This window comes from Pseudomonas sp. ASL9 (genome assembly GCF_056680335.1).
The window spans coordinates 4,005,711-4,025,331 of sequence record NZ_CM155277.1; the positions used below are offsets into that span (position 1 = coordinate 4,005,711).

Below are 19,621 nucleotides of genomic sequence, written 5' to 3' on the forward strand. Positions count from 1 at the left end.
GGTAGTCGCTCATAGGGCATTCCTGAGAGTTTGCAGGTGGGCAACCTGACGGGTGAATTCTGCGCTGGACAGTCGCTGAGCGAGCCGTGGGCGCAGGGCCTGGCTGACAGCGCTGGTGGGTTGGCGCGTCAGGCGCGCAAGCACCTGCCATTGATCGGCGACACCGAGGCGTTCGAAACCAGGATGACGCTGTTGAGCGCGACGCAATATGTCTTGCTGCAAGGCGCGCAACAGGATCTGTTGGCCACTGCGTCGGAGCAGGAAATCGGCACTGGCGCGCAGGTGTTCGGTCAAGTGTCGGCGGCCCCGTGAGGCGGGTGCCTGAAGGGGCCCGTGACGCAGGCCTACATGCCACAGCAGCAAACCGATCAGTAACGCCAGCGCAGTCAAGGCCTCCGGAAAATAACGCAGCAACAGGCTGAACACATCTTTATGTTCGGTTTGCAGCAGCATCGTCACCGAGCTGTCCTGGGTCAGGTACCACAGTAGCCAGGCGTTATCGTAGCGGCCGATGGCTTTGTTTTTCCACACATCACTGTCGGTCAGAATGGTGATCAAACCGTCGCCATAGGCCAGTTGCATCATGTGCGTCGCCGCACTGCTGTTGGCCCAGGACTGAGCATGGTCCTTGGGATCGTCCAGGTGAAAAGCAGGATCGAAACTGAAATAGGCCGGGTCGTCTTCGTTTTCCAGGTAGAGCTTGGTCAGCTCGGAGTAGTCAGTCGGGGCCAGGGGCGAAGGCGGTGTGCCGATCGTTGGCTTGGGCGCTATAGCGTTTGCGCGATCCTGTGATTGAAGGTCCGTGCTAAGGAATTGGTGAATCTGCACACGGTCCAGCAGCAGATCGCCACTGCGGCCTTTCTGTTCATCCCAGAGCTGCTCAGCGACGAACACCAGGTGACCGCCGGATTTGGTCCAACTCAACAACCGCTCGACTTGCCGGGGTGTCATGTTTTCTCGGCTGGCGAGGAGCATCAGCGTGTGTTGTTCCTGACGCGCGTCGGGCAAGTTCTGGAGGGTATTGGTGACTTGAACCGGCACCGAGTGTTGGCGCAGGAAGTTTTCGGCGGCCAGATAAGGGTTGCTGCGTACTTCGGGCGACGGGCCTTGGTCGATGACTTCTGTATAGGGTTCTACGTGGGTGTACAGATAGCGCCCGCCAAGGGCGAGCACGACGATGACCAGCAGGCCGATCAGCAGCGTGTTGCGCCTGTTCATCGGGGAGCCCCCGAACCGAACAGGTGCCGCCAGCCATCACACAGCTCCTGCTGCAGGTGCGCAGCGGGCAGGTGATGGCCGTAGGCAAGGTTCTGCCAGTGTCGGGTCAGGTTTTGGCTGTACGCGTTCAATGGCGGCAGCTTGAGCTGCGCGACGTGCTGCAACACCTGGCCCTCGGTGTCGGCGTTTTTCAGCGGCAGTTGGTAGTCGATCAACAGACGGCTGAGCAGCCCTCGATACAGCAAGCCCAACGCCTCGCGGGGTTGAGTGGTCCAGAGCCGTTCAGCTGTGCCGGCCACGTCATCGGGCAGGCTTTGGGTATTGACCTGCAAACCGAACAGTTGCTGTGGGACGCTGCGCTGGATGTTGTCCACGCCTTGGCGACGGCTGACGAAGGTGCTGATCCAGGCCCGGTATCGCCAAATCAATACGCTGACCAGGACGATCATTCCTGCCCACAGCAGCGCTTCAAACACCTGGGCAAATACGTTGGTGATACGCGCCAGCTCACTGATCAACCGGAGTAACCATTGCGCGGACGCCGCAGGGTTTTCTGCCTTGTCAGCCGCCTTGTCTTTGCTCAAGCGCCAACCGGTCTCGGTCTTGGGATTCTTGAACGGCGGTTGCGCCAGTTGTGTCTGAATGCTCTCGCGTGCAGCACTGCTGGTCAGTGCTTGATGCGTCAGGCGTGGCGTGTCCGGGCCGACCGGAGCGTGCTCGGGTGATGCCGGATCAAGCGGTGGCAATGGGCAGCTGTACTGTTGATCCGCCGCCCAGGTGGGTGGCGTGAATACTGAAAAAGCCAGGCTCAGACCGATCAACATGGCATAGGCGCTGCCGATCAGGCGTTGGCGCAAGCGGCGCAGCACCAGTTCGATATCCCAGGCTTCCAGCGCGGTGCGTCGGTTCAGGTACAAGGTGAAACCGCTGGCCACATAAATCGGTTCCCAGAAAATCAGCACCACGGCATAAAACGCGTTACTCAGGTGTTCGAGCCAGTTCCAGTGGCCTTCGATGTCGAGCAGGCTGTTCCAGCTCCAGTTCAGCTCGACCTGTTGCGGGATCAACAAATAGAAGACACTCATCAGCCCGATCCATAAGGTCATTTCCAGCGAGCTACCGACCGATGTCAGCCAGCGGGCCGCGCTCAGATTGCGTTGGCTGAGAATGCCGATGCGCTGCTGGCGTGCCGTGCCGGATAAATGTTCGAGTTGTTGCACGGGCAGTTGGAAGCTGCGGCTGAGGCTGAATCGGCGCCAGGTCAGGCTCGCCAGTAACTGCGGTTTGAGTGCGTTAGGCCAGGCTTTCAGGGCTTGCTTAAGGCTGGGCGTCGAACCGAACAGTGCCTGCGAAAGAATCAGCAGCGGCAGGCGCTCAAAGGCTGGCTTGAGCCACCAGAACACCAGGATCGCAATCGTTGGCGAGTCCCAGAACACCAGGCTGAGCAGGGCGAAGATCGGCAACGTGACGATGGCCCAACTGCCCATCAGCAAACCGCGATGCTCGCGAGCCAGCAGCACGCCAAGGTCGATGGCTTCCCAGGGGTTGCGCGGGCGAATCGCGACGCTGGCGTCAGTCAGGCGCATGGCGACTCCGTCCAGCGAAGATCAGGTACGCGGCGACCAGCCCCCATAAACAGGCACCGATCAGGTATTTGGTCAGCGGTCGAAAAGACGTTATCGATGACCAATAGGCCTCGATAAAGGCTGCGATAAGCAGAAATAGCATGACCCCGTAAATCAACTGCACGCTCACTTTTGCCGCCAGCCGTAGCGCCTCGCTGCGCGGCAAAGGCCCGGGTGCGAGCAGCGCCCAGCCCAGCTTCAGGCCTGCGGCTCCGGCAAGGGCCACGGCGCTCAGCTCGAAAGCGCCATGACCGATGACGAATGACCAGAAGGTCTGCCCATAACCGATACCGCTGAGATGACCGGCCACTGCACCGATCATCAGGCCATTGAAGAACAGAAAAAACAGGCTGCCCAGGCCGAACAGCAACCCGCTGGCGAAGGTCTGAAAGGCGATGCCGATGTTATGCATGATGTAGTAACCGAACATCATCCAGTCTTCGCTGGAACCCCGGGTCGCCGCCTCGCCAATGCGCCGCGCAGCGGGGTCGTACATACTTTCCATCTCGGTAACCTGCTCGGGGCTGACGACGCTGTAGACCAGGTCCGGAAAGAAATACACCAACAGGCCCATGCCGATCAGGCTGCCGAAAAACAGCAGGCTGGCGACCAGTACAAAGCGCCATTGGCTTCTGACCAGTCTCGGAAAGTCGGCGAGGACGAAACTCAACAGATGGGCGCCCAATTGGCTGTGGTGCCGATACAGCTGTTGATGGCCGCGCATGGCCAGTTGTTGCAACGGGTCTACCAGATGGCTGCTGTAGCCGCGATCTTGTGCCAAGGCCAATTGATGGCAGATTCGGCGATAGTCGCTGGCGAATGTCTCGCAGGCCTTGCTCTTCGCTTTACCGCGCTCCAGCGTGTCCAACTGTTGGGCGAAGCGCTGCCAGTCGGATTGATAGCGACTTTCGAACAGGCTCTGTTTCATGTTGGCCCCAACAGGCCGCGAGCGATGCCATTAAGGTGCGCAACGGCCTGATCTGCCGGGATCTGCAAGGGCTCCGCAAGAATCGCGGCCAACTCCTGGGTGCGTTCGGCGGACAGGCTGGCCTGCCGTTCGGCGAAGCCCAGCAGCGCGCGTTGTTCATCCAGCGTCAGGGCGAAGGGTGCAACCCGGGGCAAAGCCTGTGGCAGCGTTGGGCGCAGGATGGGAGGGTCGCAATAGATCACCAGGGTGCCTGCGGCCAGATCGCCCAGACGTTTGAAGGTGGGGTGTTGCAGGCAGCTTACGGCGCCCAGAAAGTAACCGAAGGGCAGCATGTCGACGAAACGCAGCAGGTTGCGAGTCAATGAAGCGGTCCAGCCAATCGGCGTGCCATCGTCGTGAACCACGCGCAGCCCCATGATCTGCTTGCCGAGGGTGCGCCCTTGATTCAGCACCTCGAACAGGACCATGTACCACCAGGTGCCCAGGAACAACACGAGCGCACTCAGGCCCATGCCGAACCTGTCGAACAGACTAAGGAAGATGAACAGCCCGCCCATGATCAGCCCACGAATCAACATATCGAGGGTAAAGGCCAGTGTGCGAGGCACCAGCCCCGCCGGGCGCAGGATCAGATCGATGCCTTCCGGGGTTTCAATGCGGGCGCGGGTATCCAGTGGCGCGTGCGGCGCTGCAATCCTTGGCAAAACTGGCTGGAGGGGCATTATCGAGAGGTGCACGCCTGAAGACAAAACCCGATGCTAGCCAGCGCGGGCCATTGAAGCAACCGATTGGCCATTTATGCTGCACACCCCCTACACTTTGCCGGTCTTCTGTTCAGGAATAGCCCGTGACCTCCAGCATTTTTTGGTACGACTATGAAACCACCGGTATCAACCCGCGCAATGATCGTGCGCTTCAGGTTGCCGGTATCCGCACGGACGCTGAGCTCAATGAGATCGCTGCGCCCATCAATATTTATTGTCAGCCGAGCGAGGACATCCTGCCGCACCCGGCGGCGTGCCTGATCACCGGCATCACCCCCGACCGCCTGGCCGAGCACGGCTTGAGCGAAGCCGCGTTCATGACCCGGGTACACGCCGAACTGTCGGCGCCAGGCACGTGTGGCGCGGGCTATAACACCTTGCGTTTCGACGATGAAGTGACTCGCTATAGCTTGTACCGCAACTTCTTCGATCCTTATGCGCGGGAGTGGCAGGGCGGCAATAGCCGTTGGGATTTGATCGACGTCGTACGAACAGCGTATGCGTTGCGTCCTGAAGGGATCATCTGGCCCGAGGAAGATGGGCGAGTGACCTTGAAGCTTGAGCGTCTGACCGCCGCCAATGGCATTGATCACGGTCAGGCTCACGATGCGTTGTCCGATGTGCGCGCCACTATTGCCTTGGCACGTTTGATTCGTGAGAAGCAGCCGAAACTGTATGACTACCTGTTTCAACTGCGCAGCAAGCAGCGAGTGCAGGATCAGATTCGATTGATTCAACCGCTGGTACACATTTCGGGGCGCTTTTCCGCGGCGCGCAGTTACTTGGGCGTGGTACTGCCACTGGCCTGGCACCCGCACAATCGAAATGCGCTAATTGTCTGTGACCTGCATCTAGACCCTGCGCCTTTGCTTGAACAGGACGTCGATACATTGCGCCAGCGCTTATATACCCGGCGAGATGATCTGGCCGCCGGTGAGTTACCGGTGCCGCTCAAGCTATTGCATGTAAACCGCTGCCCGGTGGTCGCACCTCTCAACGTGTTACGCGCGGAGGATCAGCAGCGCTTGCAGTTGGACATGGGGCACTATCAGGCGCGCGTACGGCAGTTAACTGACACGCAGGGACTTTGGCAGGATAAATTGAAAGCCATTTATGCGCGTGAAAATTTCACGCCCAGCGAAGATCCCGAGCAGCAGTTATATGACGGATTCTTTGGCGATCGTGATAAACGCTTGTGTGAACAAGTACGTACTGCCGACCCGCAACAATTAGCCCGCGACGAGTGGCCCTTCGATGATGAACGGCTGCCTGAATTACTCTTCAGGTATCGCGCCAGGAACTTTGCCGAGACCTTGACTGCCCAGGAGCAACAGCGCTGGCATGCATTTTGTCAGCAGCGCTTATCGAGTGCTGAGAGCGGGGCGCCTAATACCTTACACAGCTTTACACAGTCCCTGGTCGAGTTATCCCTTAGTGCTACGCCTGAGCAGCTTAAGGTACTGAGCCAATGGCAGGACTATGCCCAGCAACTGCGCGAGCGCTTCAACCTCTGAAGGGCAGGCCGGCTGGGGCTTGGACATTTTTTGTAATAAAATTATTGTAATAAAACGCCGATAATAAAAAACGCCAGCAAGCTGGCGTTTTTTATGAGCCGTCATGACTGACGGCCGGTAGTCATTTAGCCCAGCAGAGTTGCCCAGCCTTCAACTACGTCACCGCCCCACTTGGCTTTCCACTCTTTCAGAGTCTTGTGGTTGCCGCCTTTGGTTTCAATGACTTCGCCGTTGTGCGGGTTTTTGTACTGCTTGACCTTGCGAGCACGCTTGGTGCCGGTAGTTTTCACGGCGCCGCGAGGAGTCTTGCTAACTTTGGATTCTGGATCAAGCAACGCGATGATGTCGCGCAGCGATTTTTGATATTCGCCCATCAGGGTGCGCAGTTTGCCTTCGAATTCCAGCTCGGTTTGCAGTTTGTCGTCTTGCGACAGATTCTTCAAACGGGCTTGCAGTTCTTTGATGGCTTCTTCTGTGGCACGGTATTCGTTGATCAGGGACATGAGGGCTACCTTATGTTGTGAGGGTGGTAGGGAGACTGTGACGCAATAATAGTCAGACAGTTTGATCAAGTAAACATTAAAGAAAAGTTTTAGGGCAATTATTTATAAATTTGTCATGTGCTACAGCGTGACAAAACTTGATAATCCACCGTGGGCTGTAAATAGCGTCCGAATAATGGCCCTTTATAGCGCAGGGCCTCTGCCGGCATAGGGCTGTAGGACATGGGAACGCGGCGACGCCTGGACTGGCGAGACAGGGTGGTTTCAGGCTCGGCGAGAAGGAGTACTGCAGTTTTTCCGCGCAGTCGCTAGAATAGCGACCTTTGCGAAGTTCTGGAGTTTTTCCCTCATGCGCACTTTTCGGCTAGTGATTGCTTGCCCGGACCGCGTCGGCATCGTTGCTAAAGTCAGTAACTTTTTGGCCGCCTATAATGGCTGGATTACCGAAGCGAGCCATCATTCGGACAATCTCAGTGGCTGGTTCTTTATGCGTCACGAGATTCGTGCCGCTACATTGCCCTTTGAACTTGAGGCGTTCCGCAAGGCCTTCGCGCCGATTGCCGAAGAGTTCTCCATGAACTGGCGCATCACTGATTCGGCGCAGAAGAAGCGTGTGGTGTTGATGGCCAGTCGTGAATCCCATTGCCTGGCGGATCTGTTGCATCGCTGGCATACCGATGAACTGGACTGCGAAATCAGCTGCGTGATTTCAAACCATGAAGACCTGCGCAGCATGGTCGAGTGGCATAAAATCCCCTATTACCATGTACCGGTGGACTCAAAGGACAAGGAGCCGGCGTTCGCCGAAGTCTCTCGTCTGGTCAAGCACTATGAGGCGGACGTAGTGGTACTGGCGCGTTACATGCAGATCTTGCCGCCGCAACTGTGCCGCGAGTATGCGCATCAGGTGATCAACATTCATCACAGCTTCTTGCCGTCATTTGTAGGGGCCAAGCCTTATCACCAGGCGTCGCTGCGTGGCGTGAAGCTGATCGGCGCGACCTGTCACTACGTGACTGAAGAGCTCGATGCGGGTCCGATCATCGAACAGGACGTAGTGCGCGTCAGCCATCGTGACAGCATCGAGAACATGGTGCGCTTCGGCCGCGATGTGGAAAAAATGGTGCTGGCACGCGGGCTTCGTTATCACCTGGAAGACAGGGTGCTGGTGCATGACAACAAGACAGTTGTGTTTGACTAGTCTCAAGCACCTGAATTGCCGCCGTTCGCTCTCATCAAACTAATTTTTAATTATTTAAAAACAATGAGTTGGCGCTGGTCTTGATGTGTATATCCGGCATTTGGGTGTGCTGGAATTACGGTTTCGCTCTTACAGCGAGAAACCTTTTACAAGCGCCTAAAAGGTACCCCAAAACGCTTGCCCCTCCATGCGGATCCTCGCCTAGGCTCGGATTTCCCTCGCTCCGGCGTTGCTCCGGGGGTCGCCGCAAGGGGCCATCCCTGGCCCCGTGCGGCTTACTCGGCATCCTTGCCTCGTCACCCCCTGCGCAACGCCTGCGCTCGGCCTCCTGGAAACGGGGCCTGACCGTAATTCGGCAGTCAATTCACTCAAAAATCAAAGGCAAATCAAGACCCCGGTGGGAGCGAATTTATTCGCGAAGGCGGCTTACCTGACACACCACCACCAATCACAACCCAGTTTGCTGCGCGACAGCGCAGCGTCGAAGACGCGACGAGGCCTTCCACGGACATGCCGAAACAATAATCAGGCGTGTTTCAGGCGCATCAGCTTGTTCAGCAACGGTCGCCCAACCAACATTAAAAACACCGGTCCGCCCGCGATCAAGTAGAAGTAGTACGTCACCGCCCGCCAGATCAGGATCGCGGCGGCGGCTGTGGACTTGCCAACTATCGGCGCCAGCAGTGCGGCAGATGTCAGTTCTGCAGCGCCTGCGCCGCCGGGCAATAGGCTCAGTTGCCCGGCGCTCAGTGACAGCATCTGAATCAGAAAACTCCAGGCCCACTGAATGTCCACGCCCAAACCGCGCAAGGCCAGGTACAGCACGCTATAGCGCAAGCCCCAATGCAGGCAGGTCAGCACGAACACCTGCGCCAGTTTTCTCCGGGGTAGCTTCAACGTGTCGACAAACGCGTTGCGAAAGTGCAGCAGTTTGCGTGCCCAGTGCCGACGGGTCGTGGCGCTGGTCTTGAAGCGTTTGAGCAGGCCTCCGTTGAGTTTGATGATCTGCCGATGATAGCGGGCGAAGCCGAGGCACAGGCACAGCCCACACAGCATCAGAGCCGCACTCAGGCTGAGCATCCACTCCAGCTTCTGACTAAGTTTGTGAAACAGCGTGTACAGCAGAATACCCAGCAGGGCACACAGGAAAAACAGCAGATCGCTGAGTTGGTCGGTGGCGAAGACTGCGCTGCTTTTAGCCGGACGTACGCCATTGCGCGATAGCAAGGCCATTAATGTCAGTGGCCCGCCACTGCCGCCAGGCGTCGCGCAAATGGCGAACTCAGTGGCCATGACCATTCCGAGGCTTTTCAGTGGGCTTAACTCGCCGAGGCTATCACCGAGCAATAGGCGCAAGCGCAGCGCGTTCAAGCCCCAGCACACAACGATCATGCCAAGCATTCCCAATAGCAGGTCCAGGGGGAAGCTGCGCAGGCGCAGGAACATCTCACTGCCGCCCAATACAAACGGAATCAGGATGGCGGCGAGCAGGCCCGCTAATAACCAGGCAAGTCGTTTCACGCGGCTGAACTCAGGGCTGGACGCTGAGTGGCAAGCCAGTGCGCTTTGGTCATGGGTGTGCGACCGCTCTGCATCAGTCGTTTTAGAGTCTGCAGCCAGTAGGTACGGGAAAATTCATGGCGCATGTCGACCGGGTGCAATCCCAGGCGAATGGTCGAGGCTGCCTGAAACTTTTGCTCAAGGCGGTTGCTGACGATTTTTGACACGGCGCGCCGCCAAGGGCTGCGTGCGCTCCAGACAATGCTAGGGGCTTCGACGCGGGAAAAATCTGGCAGCCGATACAGATGCTGACGATCACTGGTGTAGTGCAGAGGTAGCCGTCGCAAGGCTTCTCGCGTGCCTTCACTCATCAGCCAGGCAGGGGCGATGAATCCGTGGAGCGGCCAGCCTAAGCGCTGAAATAATTCGATTCCGGCGTGCAGGCGCGCCAACGCCTGGTCACGGTCCAGGGCATAAAACTCGCCTTCCCACGTGAAAATGCGCCGCATGAAATAGTCGTGCGGTGTGCGCGGCGGCGGGCTGTCGTCGCAATGGTAGTAGCCATGCAGGGCCAGTTCGTCACCATGGGCAATGCGAGTTTCCAGTACGCGCTGAAAGTGATTGTCAGTGCTTACCGCGTTGCGTTTATGAAAGTCGGGAACCACTAACAGTGTCATCGGGATATTGCCCAAAGCGTCGATGGCTTGAACAAAAGGCTGGTAGTCGGCCCAGGTTTCTGGCGCCACATCATGAAGGACCAGCAGTACGCTACGCTCGGTGTCAGACATGAGTGAGCACCGGCAAACGACTGCCCAGGACAGCTTGATAATGTTCAAGCAGGCCCTCGACCACGGTGTCCCACGCGTATCGCTGTTCGACATACTGTCGCGCCTGGTAGCCTTTTTGCACGCTGTCGTGGCTGAACAGCTCTCGTACGGCGCTGGCCATGGACAAAGGATTGTTCGGCTCGCAGAGCAGGCCACACGCGTCAGGAACTATTTCGGAAAAAGCGCCAGCCGCCACCGCGATGACCGGAATGCCACTGGCCATGGCTTCGAGAATCACCAGGCCGAAGGTTTCCTGATCGCCTGCATGCAGTAAGGCATCGGCGCTGGCCAGTAATCGGGCGATTTCGTTGGCGGGGCAGAAATGACCGATGACCGACACATTGTCTGGAACCACATCAGGCATATGCGAGCCGACCAGCAACAGGTGATAGCCGGCGCCCAGTTGTCTCATGCAGTCGAGCAGTACGGGGAGATTCTTTTCGCGCGAACCACGTCCGGCAAAAATCAGCAGACGCGTGTGTTCGGCCAATCCCAGTTCGGCTCTGAGGCCAGGATCACGCAGGTTCGGCGTAAACGTCACAAGGTCTACACCCAACGGTTGCACATGCACATTCTCGACGCCCAATCTGATCAGCTTGTCGGCCATGATGGTACTGGGCGCTAATACCCGGTCGAAGTTGTTGTACAGCTTGCTGACATAGGTCTCGACATTAGTGCCGAGCCAATTACCGATGCGATTACTGACCAGCATCGGTAAATCGGAGTGATAGAAGCCAATGACCGGTACATCCAGTTGGCGACGTGCGTCCAGTGCGGCCCATGCAGTCAGGTAAGGATCGCCGACTTCGATGAGGTCGGGCTGCAGGTCTTTCAGGACATTGCGCCACGGCGCGAGGCGGAGAGGAAAGCGATAGCCATTACCGAAGGGCAGGGCCGGTGCAGGCACCTTATAAATGCCGTCTTTGTTGCTCAGGCTGGCGCCGGGGATCAAGAGGCTGTGACGAACGCCCGAATAACGTCCCAGGCGACGATGTTTTGCATCTAAATAAGTGCGCACGCCACCGCTGGCTGGGGCGTAGAACATGGTCATGTCAGCGATATGCACGGTAATAGTCCCTCCGCTCCATGGTTGTTCCTAAGGTTGACCACTGAGAAGAATAGATGTTCGGTGCGAAAAGGTAAGACGTTAGGGTCTGTTGACGTTTGGGGCCTCCGTCGCGGTCGTCACCAAACGTCAACAGACCTAGGGGACAGCGCCAAACTTAAACGTCCGGTACTGCTTTATAGGGTCGCTGCGAATCGAGGCTGACAGGCCAAAAAAAAGTGCCCAATAGGGCACTTTTTTTGAACCGTGTTATTCAAGCCAGCGCTTTTGACGCCAGCCAGAACAACCCTGCCGACAGCAGGATGGTCGCTGGCAGGGTCAAGACCCAGGCCAGGATAATGGCGCGCACGGTGCCACCTTGCAAACCGCTTTTGTTCGCGACCATGGTCCCGGCGACGCCAGAGGACAGGATATGGGTGGTCGAAACCGGCAGGCTGAAGACGTTAGCCAGGCCGATGGCGAGGGTGGTGGTGATTTGTGCCGACATACCTTGGGCATAGGTCATGCCTTGCTTGCCGATTTTTTCGCCGATGGTCAGCACCACGCGTTTCCAGCCAATCATGGTGCCCAGGCCCAAGGCCAGGGCGACGGCGAGAATGACCCAGAATGGCGCATATTCAGTGGTTGCCGTCAGGTCTTTACGAAGCTTTTCAAGGTCGGATTTTTCACGGGGAGCCAAGTTGGAAAGCTTGCCGACTTTTCGGGCGGTGTCATCCATACAGAGCAGGTAGCGACGCACTTCGATGCGGCTGTCCGTCGACAGTGAGTGATAGTCGACAACGCCTTTAAGCGTGCTGAGCAGGGCGTTGATGGTCGGTTCGGTTTGCTCCGGGTTGCAACTGAAGCGCTCCGGCAAGTCGCCTTCCTTCGATTTGCCCAAGGCCAGGAACTCACTCAGGGTCGCGCTGTTGCGCTGATAGAACTGGCTCAGGTGCAAGGTTGCATCGCGGGTGCGTTCGATCTGGTAGGTGGTGCTGCTCAGGTCGAGAACGAACTGGCTTGGCACTATGCCAATCAGCACCAGCATGATCAGGCCGATACCTTTCTGACCGTCGTTGGAGCCGTGCACGAAACTGACCGTCATGGCGGAAACCACCAATACCAGGCGGTTCCAGAAAGGCGGGTGCTTCTTGTCGTCCATCTTGCGACGCTGGTCAGGTGTCTTGTGCATCTTTGACAGCGGGCGCCACCATTTCAGAACAAGCAGCACCAGACCCGCGACGATGAAGCCTGCCAGCGGCGAAAATACCAGCGACGAACCGATATCGATCGCTTTCTGCCAATTGACGCCATCGGCCAGTGGAATGTGGTTGATCATTGCATTGGCGAGCCCGACGCCCAGAATCGAGCCAATCAGGGTGTGCGAACTGGAAGCCGGGATCCCGAAATACCAGGTGCCCAGGTTCCAGGTGATCGCCGCTGCGAGCAACGAGAACACCATGGCCAGGCCGTGTCCGGTATTCACATTGATCAGCAGTTCGACAGGCAGGAGGTGGACGATGGCATAAGCCACACCTACACCGCCCAGCAATACGCCGAGAAAATTGAACGCACCAGAAAGGAATACAGCCAGGTGGGGCGGCATGGCTTTGGTGTAGATGACAGTGGCTACTGCGTTAGCGGTGTCATGAAAGCCGTTGATGAACTCGAACGTGAGAACGAAGGCCAGGGCCAGCAGCAAGCTCACAAGCACCCAAGCATCTAGCCCGCTGAATAAATCGATCATGAAGGTTTACTGACCCGGTCGTAAGGGGGCGCGATTATGCCAGAAAACCCTATAAATCGATGCACTTGCTATCAATCGGTAACATTTTTCAACGAAATGGATACTCGTTTCAACAAAACAGATGATCACAGCTACCGCCTTTCAGGCTACCCGGAAGGTAGCCCTGCGTTCATTTTCGCCTCAAGCCTCAGCAAACAGGGCTCTGCGCCCGCCAGGACAGGGGCGCACCGCAAGCCACAGCTGATTTTAGCCGCAACGGCTAAGGTGCTTCCTTGAGGTCTTTTTCCATCTTCTGTAGTTCTTGCTGGAAAGCCTGATCGAGAAGGCTGGCTCTTTTGCGCCAAGGCTTACGTTCGGGCTCTGGTTGTGCGGCGTAGGTGGTGACTTCCCCGCCGTATACATCCTTGTAACGTTGTTCCTGGCGCTCAAGTTCCACGCGCAGTTCATCTTTCGTCACAGTGTTACCTAATAAAGTCGAAATTAATTCTGGTGAAAACGCAGAGCTCTGAAAGTGTTTGCACAACGTATGTCCGGTCCATCGGGCTGTTTAAACAGCCTGACGTTCCTTTACAAATTGTGTGTAAACACCTTCTTGCTGCACGCGGCTACGGGCACCAGAAAAAAAGCTGTCGTAGCAACAGGTACGGATTGCGAGCGCGGTGGCTAACAATGGATCGGGAGCTCATCCGCGTAATAATAGAACGGTGCACTGGGCCAGTGCAGGGTTCACATGATTGGATCCACGCTTAGCGCGGTGGAGTTTCAATCACAGCGGGGCATTATAGCCAGTCGACTGAAGAACACTATCTCCAAGATAGTCCGTGCCGTCAACTTTATGTGCGTGTTTGTTACGATAAGTCTGCTGTCTGTACTATTTTTCTGTACGACAATTCTGAAGTTTAGACACAGGCTGAATACGGATGGAACTTCTTATCCGAGGCACTGGCTGTTTCCAATTGAGAATGTCAGTAGGGGCACGGGATAAGCCCGAAGCGCTCGTCGTATAGAACACAGGGGTAGGCATGTTTTATCAGGCGCAATAGCGCAGCGGTTCTCCCGTGGTGCCGGAAGAGGCTGCGTATCGGGTAGCGTTGCGCTCGTGTACGGCGCTGAAAGAAAACGGCCTCGCTTCGTGGGCAAGGCCGTGCCGATGGACTTCTCGTGGGTACCTGACCAGTATTTCCAAGAAGCCACTTTAGCGGCGTGTGAAAGGTATAAGGATAAAGGCGACGGGTCAATTGCGATTATCGGTCATTGGTTCGATAATCGCCCGAGGTGGCCCGATGAATTCCGTAGTGAAGAGGCATGAAGGGCTTTGTATACGGCCTGAAAAGGCGTCGATAGGCGGTGTTAGGGATGAACGATCAACTGCGCAACTCATTTTCTTCGCTGGCGCCACCGATCGTTGCGTCGCCAGCCAAGCGTATTCAGGCGCTGACCGGCGACCCGGATTTCATGACGTCTCTGGCCAGAGGGTTGGCGGTGATCCATGCCTTTCAGGAGCGTAAGCGTCAATTGACCATTGCTCAGATCAGCCATCGCACGGAAATCCCCCGCGCTGCTGTACGCCGTTGCCTGCATACGTTGATTAAACTGGGCTACGCCACCAGTGATGGTCGGTCCTACTCGCTATTGCCTAAAGTCCTGACGTTGGGGCATGCCTATCTGTCATCGACGCCGCTTGCAATCTCGGCCCAACCCTATCTGGACCGCATGAGCGATCAATTGCATGAGGCCTGCAATATGGCGACCCTCGAAGGCGACGATATTCTCTATATCGCTCGTTCAGCCACGACCCAGCGATTGATCTCGGTGGATCTGTCCGTGGGCGGACGGTTGCCGGCCTATTGCACGTCCATGGGGCGCATTCTGTTGGCGGCGCTGGACGATGTTTCGCTGCGTGAATACCTCGATCACGTCGACCTGCAACCCAAAACCAGCCGCACATTATCGACACCCGAGGATTTGCTGGAATGTCTGCAACAGGTTCGCCAACGGGGTTGGTGCATCGTTGACCAGGAACTAGAGCAAGGTCTGCGCTCGATTGCCGTACCGGTCTATGACGCGTCCGGTCAGGTGTTGGCCGCCCTCAACGTCAGCACCAGCGCCGGACGCGTGGCCCGCACGGAACTGGAGCAGCGGTTTCTGCCGATCATGCTCGATGCCAGCCGCGATCTGAGTGCGCAGCTATTTACCTGATGCGCTGAATACAGGGTGTCTGATCGATTCGTTCGCGAAGAGCCGGCACTCTCAGTCGTTATCTTAATTTGTGCGATTAACGAACAGTTAGTCGATTATCGGATTGTTTGCCCCTTCGCTCAGGCATAACCTGATTCGCATTCCAGCGCAGTTAACGGCGCTATTTATTGAGTGTGATGCAAGATTGGGAGCAACTCCATGGCTGAAATTCTTTCTCTGCACGATGCCGTGAAGCAATTCGTCAACGATGGCGACACCGTTGCACTGGAAGGCTTCACCCATCTGATTCCCACCGCTGCGGGCCACGAGATCATTCGTCAGGGTAAAAAAGACCTGACCCTGGTACGCATGACCCCCGACTTGATCTATGACCAATTGATCGGTGCCGGTTGTGCGAAAAAACTGATTTTCTCTTGGGGCGGCAACCCTGGTGTTGGTTCCCTGCATCGCTTGCGTGATGCGGTCGAGAAACAGTGGCCGCACGCGATGGACATCGAAGAGCACAGCCATGCGGACCTGGCCAACGCCTACGTCGCGGGTGCGTCCGGGCTGCCTTTCGCGGTGTTGCGGGCTTACGCCGGTTCTGATCTGCCCAAGGTCAACCCGATGATCAAAACGGTCACCTGCCCCTTCACCGGAGAAGTGCTGGCCGCAGTCCCGGCTGTGCGCCCTGATATCACCGTGATTCATGCACAGAAAGCCGACCGTAAAGGCAACGTGCTGCTGTGGGGCATTCTTGGCGTGCAAAAAGAAGCGGCGCTGGCGGCCAAACGGTGCATCGTCACCGTCGAGGAAATCGTCGATGACCTCAAGGCCCCGATGAACGCCTGTGTACTGCCGACCTGGGCCCTGAGCGCCGTCTGCCTGGTACCGGGTGGCGCACATCCATCCTATGCCCATGGTTACTACGAGCGTGACAACCGCTTCTATCAAGCCTGGGACGCTATTGCTCGCGACCGCGACAGCTTCACTGCCTGGATTGCCGACTATATCCACGGCACTGCTGATTTCAATGAATTCAAAGCTCGGTTGGCTAGCGCTTCGGAGGCTCAATAAATGACTTACACCACCAATGAAATGATGACAGTCGCTGCAGCTCGTCGTTTGAAGAACGGTTCGGTCTGCTTCGTCGGCATCGGTCTGCCTTCCAAGGCCGCTAACCTGGCTCGGCTGACGTCTTCGCCGGACGTGGTACTGATTTACGAATCCGGCCCGATTGGCGCCAAGCCGAACGTGCTGCCGCTGTCGATTGGCGACGGCGAATTGGCGGAAACCGCCGACACCGTTGTCTCCACCAGCGAGATTTTTCGGTACTGGCTGCAAGGCGGCCGGGTTGACGTAGGTTTTCTGGGCGCCGCTCAGGTCGATCGCTTCGGCAACATCAATACCACCGTGGTGGGCGACTATCACAACCCTAAGGTCCGCTTGCCGGGAGCTGGCGGCGCGCCGGAGATTGCCGGTTCCGCGAAGCAGGTATTGATTATCCTCAAGCAGTCGGCGCGGGCATTCGTCAACAAGCTCGACTTCATCACCTCCGTCGGTCACGGCGAAGGCGGGGACTCGCGCAAGAGACTGGGCCTGCCCGGTGCTGGTCCTGTGGGGATCATCACTGACCTGTGCATTATGGAACCTGAGGCGGTTTCCAATGAGTTCGTGGTCACGACGCTGCACCCAGGCGTAACCCGCGAGCAAGTGATCGCTGCCACCGGTTGGGACGTGCGCTTTGCCGAGCATCTCGTGCATTCGGCTGAACCCACCGAAACTGAATTGACCGCGCTGCGTGATCTGGAAGCGCGTACCGCAATCGCACACGGTCAGGCACCGGGAGAAGCATGATGCGTGACGTTTATATCTGCGATGCGATTCGTACCCCCATCGGCCGTTTTGGCGGCGGCCTGTCGACGGTGCGTGCCGATGACCTGGCTGCGTTGCCGATCAAAGCATTGATGGAGCGTAACCCGTTGGTGAACTGGGACGAGGTGGACGAAGTATTTTTCGGCTGCGCCAACCAGGCTGGCGAAGACAACCGCAACGTGGCGCGTATGGCGGCCTTGCTGGCTGGCCTGCCGCAGACCATTCCGGGGGTGACGCTAAACCGCCTTTGCGCCTCGGGCATGGACGCAGTCGGCACCGCATTTCGCGCTATCGCCAGCGGTGAAATGGAGCTGGCCATTGCTGGCGGTGTTGAATCAATGTCCCGTGCGCCCTTTGTCATGGGCAAAGCCGATGCGGCGTTTTCGCGCAACATGAAGCTGGAAGACACCACCATCGGCTGGCGGTTTATCAACCCGCTGATGAAGGCGCAGTACGGCGTCGATGCCATGCCGCAGACCGGCGACAATGTTGCGGATGACTATAAGATTTCTCGTGCTGATCAGGATGCTTTTGCCCTGCGCAGCCAGCAGCGCACGGCCGCAGCTCAGGCCGCAGGCTATTTTGCTGAAGAAATCGTGCCGGTGCGCGTTATGCACAAAAAAGGCGAAACCATTGTTGCGCACGATGAACATCCTCGCGCTGATACCAGCCTGGAAACCTTAAGCAAGCTCAAACCGGTCAATGGGGCGGACAAAACCGTCACTGCGGGCAATGCCTCAGGCGTCAACGATGGCGCGGCAGCCATGATTCTGGCCTCGGCCGACGCCGTGAAAAAGCATGGTTTGACCGCACGGGCTCGGGTGCTGGGGATGGCCAGCGCAGCAGTCGCTCCGCGTGTGATGGGCATTGGCCCGGTGCCGGCAGTTCGAAAACTGGTCGAGCGTCTTGGCCTGGCAGTGACCGATTTTGATGTGATCGAACTCAATGAAGCCTTCGCCAGCCAAGGTCTGGCGGTGTTGCGTGAATTAGGTATTGCCGACGACGCACCGCAGGTCAATCCCAACGGTGGCGCGATTGCTTTGGGTCACCCCCTGGGCATGAGCGGCGCGCGCCTGGTATTGACGGCGTTGCATCAGCTAGAAAAAACGGGTGGCCGTAAAGGGCTGGCAACCATGTGCGTGGGGGTAGGGCAAGGCTTGGCGTTAGCCATCGAAAGAGTCTGATCTCACCGCTTACAAGCATCCAGGACAGGGCTGGCCTCCACGGCAGAAGAACCCTCTTCTGGATGATTGCGTTTTGTGCGGTCAGTTGATTACAGAATATGTCTAGAATGGGGTAGTTTCCCCTCAGAGTGAACGCCTAATGACAATAACAAGTACCGCCGTCTCCGAGCCCATGTATTACACCGGTGAGGAGCGCCGTAAGCGGATTTTTGCCATCGTCGGTGCCTCATCGGGCAACTTGGTCGAGTGGTTCGACTTTTACGTCTACGCCTTTTGTGCCATCTATTTCGCGCCAGCCTTCTTTCCCTCCGACGATCCGACCGTGCAGTTACTCAACACGGCGGGCGTATTCGCCGCTGGCTTTCTGATGCGCCCCATCGGCGGCTGGCTGTTTGGCCGGGTCGCGGACAAGCACGGCCGCAAGAACTCCATGATGATTTCGGTGCTGATGATGTGCGCCGGCTCATTGGTCATCGCCTGCCTGCCGACCTATGGCTCGATTGGCGCCTGGGCCCCGGCCCTGCTATTGGTGGCTCGGCTGTTTCAAGGCTTGTCCGTGGGCGGCGAATATGGCACCACGGCGACCTACATGAGCGAGGTTGCGCTCAAAGGGCAGCGTGGCTTCTTCGCTTCGTTCCAGTACGTGACCCTGATCGGCGGCCAGTTGCTGGCAGTGTTGACGGTGGTCATTCTGCAGCAGTTCCTCAGCACCGATGAGCTGCGTGCGTATGGCTGGCGCATCCCGTTCGTGGTGGGCGCCATCACGGCGGTGATCTCCCTGTTCCTGCGTCGCTCGCTCAAAGAAACCACGACGGCAGAAATGCGTCAGGACAAAGACGCCGGGAGCATGGCGGCGTTGTTCAGGGATCACAAAACAGCCTTTATCACCGTGCTCGGTTACACCGCCGGTGGTTCGCTGATTTTCTACACCTTTACCACCTACATGCAGAAATACCTGGTGAACACGGGCGGCATGGACGCCAAGGTCGCCAGTTACATCATGACCGGCGCGCTGTTCCTTTATATGTGCATGCAGCCACTGTTCGGTATGTTGGCGGACAAGATCGGTCGCCGTAACTCAATGCTGTGGTTCGGTGCGCTGGGTACGATTTTTACCGTACCGATTCTGATGACGCTAAAAGTCACGACCAACCCCTTCATTGCGTTTGTCCTGATCACGTTGGCGCTGGCAATTGTCAGCTTCTACACCTCGATCAGTGGTCTGGTGAAAGCTGAGATGTTCCCACCGCAAGTTCGCGCGCTAGGCGTCGGCCTGGCGTATGCCGTGGCTAACGCGATCTTTGGCGGCTCGGCCGAATACGTTGCGCTGAACCTGAAGAACATGGGCATGGAGAGCAACTTCTACTGGTACGTGACCGTCATGATGGCGATCGCTTTCCTGTTCAGCTTGCGCTTGCCGAAACAACCAACGTACCTGCATCACGATCTTTGATTGTTCCGCGCGCGCCTCAAGGGGCGTGCGTCATTCAGATGATGCGTTTATGTAACGCG

Annotated in this window: 17 protein-coding genes; 7 read left to right on the plus strand and 10 right to left on the minus strand. The window is 57.4% G+C overall.

The features are described 5' to 3' along the window. Positions 1–9: 9 nt before the first annotated feature. Genes AC1ME2_RS18570 through AC1ME2_RS18585 form a run of 4 tightly spaced genes read right to left on the minus strand, consistent with a single transcriptional unit; the run spans position 10 to position 4,493 of the window. The gene (locus AC1ME2_RS18570; RefSeq protein ID WP_480435782.1) at positions 10–1,218 is read right to left on the minus strand and encodes a DUF4350 domain-containing protein; all 1,209 of its coding nucleotides are present in this window, start codon (positions 1,216–1,218) and stop codon (positions 10–12) included. Beyond that, complete coding sequence (locus AC1ME2_RS18575) at positions 1,215–2,804, minus strand: DUF4129 domain-containing protein (RefSeq protein WP_480435784.1); 1,590 nt, start codon at positions 2,802–2,804, stop codon at positions 1,215–1,217. The genes AC1ME2_RS18570 and AC1ME2_RS18575 overlap by 4 nt, the downstream gene beginning before the upstream one ends. Then, positions 2,791–3,771: a stage II sporulation protein M gene (locus tag AC1ME2_RS18580; RefSeq protein ID WP_480435786.1), complete on the minus strand. Its 981-nt coding sequence runs from the start codon at positions 3,769–3,771 to the stop codon at positions 2,791–2,793. Before AC1ME2_RS18580 ends, AC1ME2_RS18575 begins: the two co-directional genes overlap by 14 nt. Further along, complete coding sequence (locus AC1ME2_RS18585) at positions 3,768–4,493, minus strand: RDD family protein (RefSeq protein WP_480435788.1); 726 nt, start codon at positions 4,491–4,493, stop codon at positions 3,768–3,770. Before AC1ME2_RS18585 ends, AC1ME2_RS18580 begins: the two co-directional genes overlap by 4 nt. 125 nt (positions 4,494–4,618) lie before the next feature. On the opposite strand from AC1ME2_RS18585, the gene sbcB reads away from it, so the two are divergent. Next, positions 4,619–6,049, plus strand: a complete 1,431-nt coding sequence (gene sbcB, locus AC1ME2_RS18590) for an exodeoxyribonuclease I (protein WP_480435789.1) — start codon at positions 4,619–4,621, stop codon at positions 6,047–6,049. Positions 6,050–6,174: 125 nt separating this feature from the next. Here sbcB and mvaT read toward each other — a convergent pair whose 3' ends face one another. Next, on the minus strand, positions 6,175–6,552 hold the full coding sequence (mvaT, locus tag AC1ME2_RS18595) for a histone-like nucleoid-structuring protein MvaT (protein ID WP_480435790.1): 378 nt from the start codon (positions 6,550–6,552) through the stop codon (positions 6,175–6,177). 349 nt (positions 6,553–6,901) lie between these two features. On the opposite strand from mvaT, the gene purU reads away from it, so the two are divergent. Next, on the plus strand, positions 6,902–7,753 hold the full coding sequence (gene purU / locus AC1ME2_RS18600; protein ID WP_480435791.1) for a formyltetrahydrofolate deformylase: 852 nt from the start codon (positions 6,902–6,904) through the stop codon (positions 7,751–7,753). Between the two features lie 525 nt (positions 7,754–8,278). On the opposite strand, the gene gpgF is transcribed toward purU, so the two are convergent. The 5 genes from gpgF to AC1ME2_RS18625 form a co-directional block, all read right to left on the minus strand. Further along, positions 8,279–9,274, minus strand: a complete 996-nt coding sequence (gene gpgF, locus AC1ME2_RS18605; protein ID WP_480435792.1) for a glucosaminyl phosphatidylglycerol flippase — start codon at positions 9,272–9,274, stop codon at positions 8,279–8,281. Continuing rightward, a complete protein-coding gene (gene gpgD / locus AC1ME2_RS18610) occupies positions 9,271–10,041 on the minus strand; it encodes an N-acetylglucosaminyl phosphatidylglycerol deacetylase (protein ID WP_480435793.1) in 771 nt (256 codons plus the stop codon). The genes gpgF and gpgD overlap by 4 nt, the downstream gene beginning before the upstream one ends. Beyond that, positions 10,034–11,146 carry an N-acetylglucosaminyl phosphatidylglycerol synthase gene (gpgS, locus tag AC1ME2_RS18615; RefSeq protein ID WP_480435795.1) on the minus strand — a complete coding sequence of 371 codons (1,113 nt, stop codon included), beginning with the start codon at positions 11,144–11,146 and terminating at the stop codon, positions 10,034–10,036. Before gpgS ends, gpgD begins: the two co-directional genes overlap by 8 nt. 253 nt (positions 11,147–11,399) lie before the next feature. Continuing rightward, positions 11,400–12,872 carry an inorganic phosphate transporter gene (locus AC1ME2_RS18620; protein WP_480435796.1) on the minus strand — a complete coding sequence of 491 codons (1,473 nt, stop codon included), beginning with the start codon at positions 12,870–12,872 and terminating at the stop codon, positions 11,400–11,402. Positions 12,873–13,131: 259 nt separating this feature from the next. Next, complete coding sequence (locus AC1ME2_RS18625) at positions 13,132–13,329, minus strand: hypothetical protein (protein WP_480435797.1); 198 nt, start codon at positions 13,327–13,329, stop codon at positions 13,132–13,134. 899 nt (positions 13,330–14,228) lie between these two features. Between AC1ME2_RS18625 and pcaR the strand changes: the two genes are divergently transcribed. The 5 genes from pcaR (at position 14,229) to AC1ME2_RS18650 (ending at position 19,562) form a co-directional block, all read left to right on the plus strand. Further along, positions 14,229–15,071, plus strand: coding sequence for a pca regulon transcriptional regulator PcaR (gene pcaR, locus AC1ME2_RS18630; RefSeq protein WP_480435798.1), 843 nt, complete (start codon positions 14,229–14,231; stop codon positions 15,069–15,071). 198 nt (positions 15,072–15,269) lie between these two features. After that, positions 15,270–16,127, plus strand: a complete 858-nt coding sequence (locus tag AC1ME2_RS18635) for a CoA transferase subunit A (protein WP_480435799.1) — start codon at positions 15,270–15,272, stop codon at positions 16,125–16,127. Next, positions 16,128–16,907 carry a CoA-transferase subunit beta gene (locus AC1ME2_RS18640; RefSeq protein WP_480435801.1) on the plus strand — a complete coding sequence of 260 codons (780 nt, stop codon included), beginning with the start codon at positions 16,128–16,130 and terminating at the stop codon, positions 16,905–16,907. Then, a complete protein-coding gene (pcaF, locus tag AC1ME2_RS18645) occupies positions 16,904–18,109 on the plus strand; it encodes a 3-oxoadipyl-CoA thiolase (RefSeq protein ID WP_480435802.1) in 1,206 nt (401 codons plus the stop codon). The genes AC1ME2_RS18640 and pcaF overlap by 4 nt, the downstream gene beginning before the upstream one ends. Positions 18,110–18,281: 172 nt before the next feature. Then, entirely contained in the window at positions 18,282–19,562 is a 1,281-nt protein-coding gene (locus tag AC1ME2_RS18650) for an MFS family transporter (RefSeq protein WP_480442213.1), read from the plus strand. Positions 19,563–19,621: the final 59 nt, after the last annotated feature.

Bases quoted from the DNA above. Each gene is read 5' to 3' on its own strand.
- AC1ME2_RS18635 (WP_480435799.1), top strand. From the start codon at position 15,270: ATGGCTGAAATTCTTTCTCTGCACGATGCCGTGAAGCAATTCGTCAAC.
- pcaR (WP_480435798.1), top strand. From the start codon at position 14,229: ATGAACGATCAACTGCGCAACTCATTTTCTTCGCTGGCGCCACCGATC.
- gpgD (WP_480435793.1), bottom strand. From the start codon at position 10,041: ATGTCTGACACCGAGCGTAGCGTACTGCTGGTCCTTCATGATGTGGCG.
- AC1ME2_RS18640 (WP_480435801.1), top strand. From the start codon at position 16,128: ATGACTTACACCACCAATGAAATGATGACAGTCGCTGCAGCTCGTCGT.
- AC1ME2_RS18620 (WP_480435796.1), bottom strand. From the start codon at position 12,872: ATGATCGATTTATTCAGCGGGCTAGATGCTTGGGTGCTTGTGAGCTTG.
- AC1ME2_RS18580 (WP_480435786.1), bottom strand. From the start codon at position 3,771: ATGAAACAGAGCCTGTTCGAAAGTCGCTATCAATCCGACTGGCAGCGC.
- mvaT (WP_480435790.1), bottom strand. From the start codon at position 6,552: ATGTCCCTGATCAACGAATACCGTGCCACAGAAGAAGCCATCAAAGAA.
- purU (WP_480435791.1), top strand. From the start codon at position 6,902: ATGCGCACTTTTCGGCTAGTGATTGCTTGCCCGGACCGCGTCGGCATC.
- AC1ME2_RS18575 (WP_480435784.1), bottom strand. From the start codon at position 2,804: ATGCGCCTGACTGACGCCAGCGTCGCGATTCGCCCGCGCAACCCCTGG.
- AC1ME2_RS18650 (WP_480442213.1), top strand. From the start codon at position 18,282: ATGTATTACACCGGTGAGGAGCGCCGTAAGCGGATTTTTGCCATCGTC.
- AC1ME2_RS18585 (WP_480435788.1), bottom strand. From the start codon at position 4,493: ATGCCCCTCCAGCCAGTTTTGCCAAGGATTGCAGCGCCGCACGCGCCA.
- pcaF (WP_480435802.1), top strand. From the start codon at position 16,904: ATGATGCGTGACGTTTATATCTGCGATGCGATTCGTACCCCCATCGGC.
- AC1ME2_RS18570 (WP_480435782.1), bottom strand. From the start codon at position 1,218: ATGAACAGGCGCAACACGCTGCTGATCGGCCTGCTGGTCATCGTCGTG.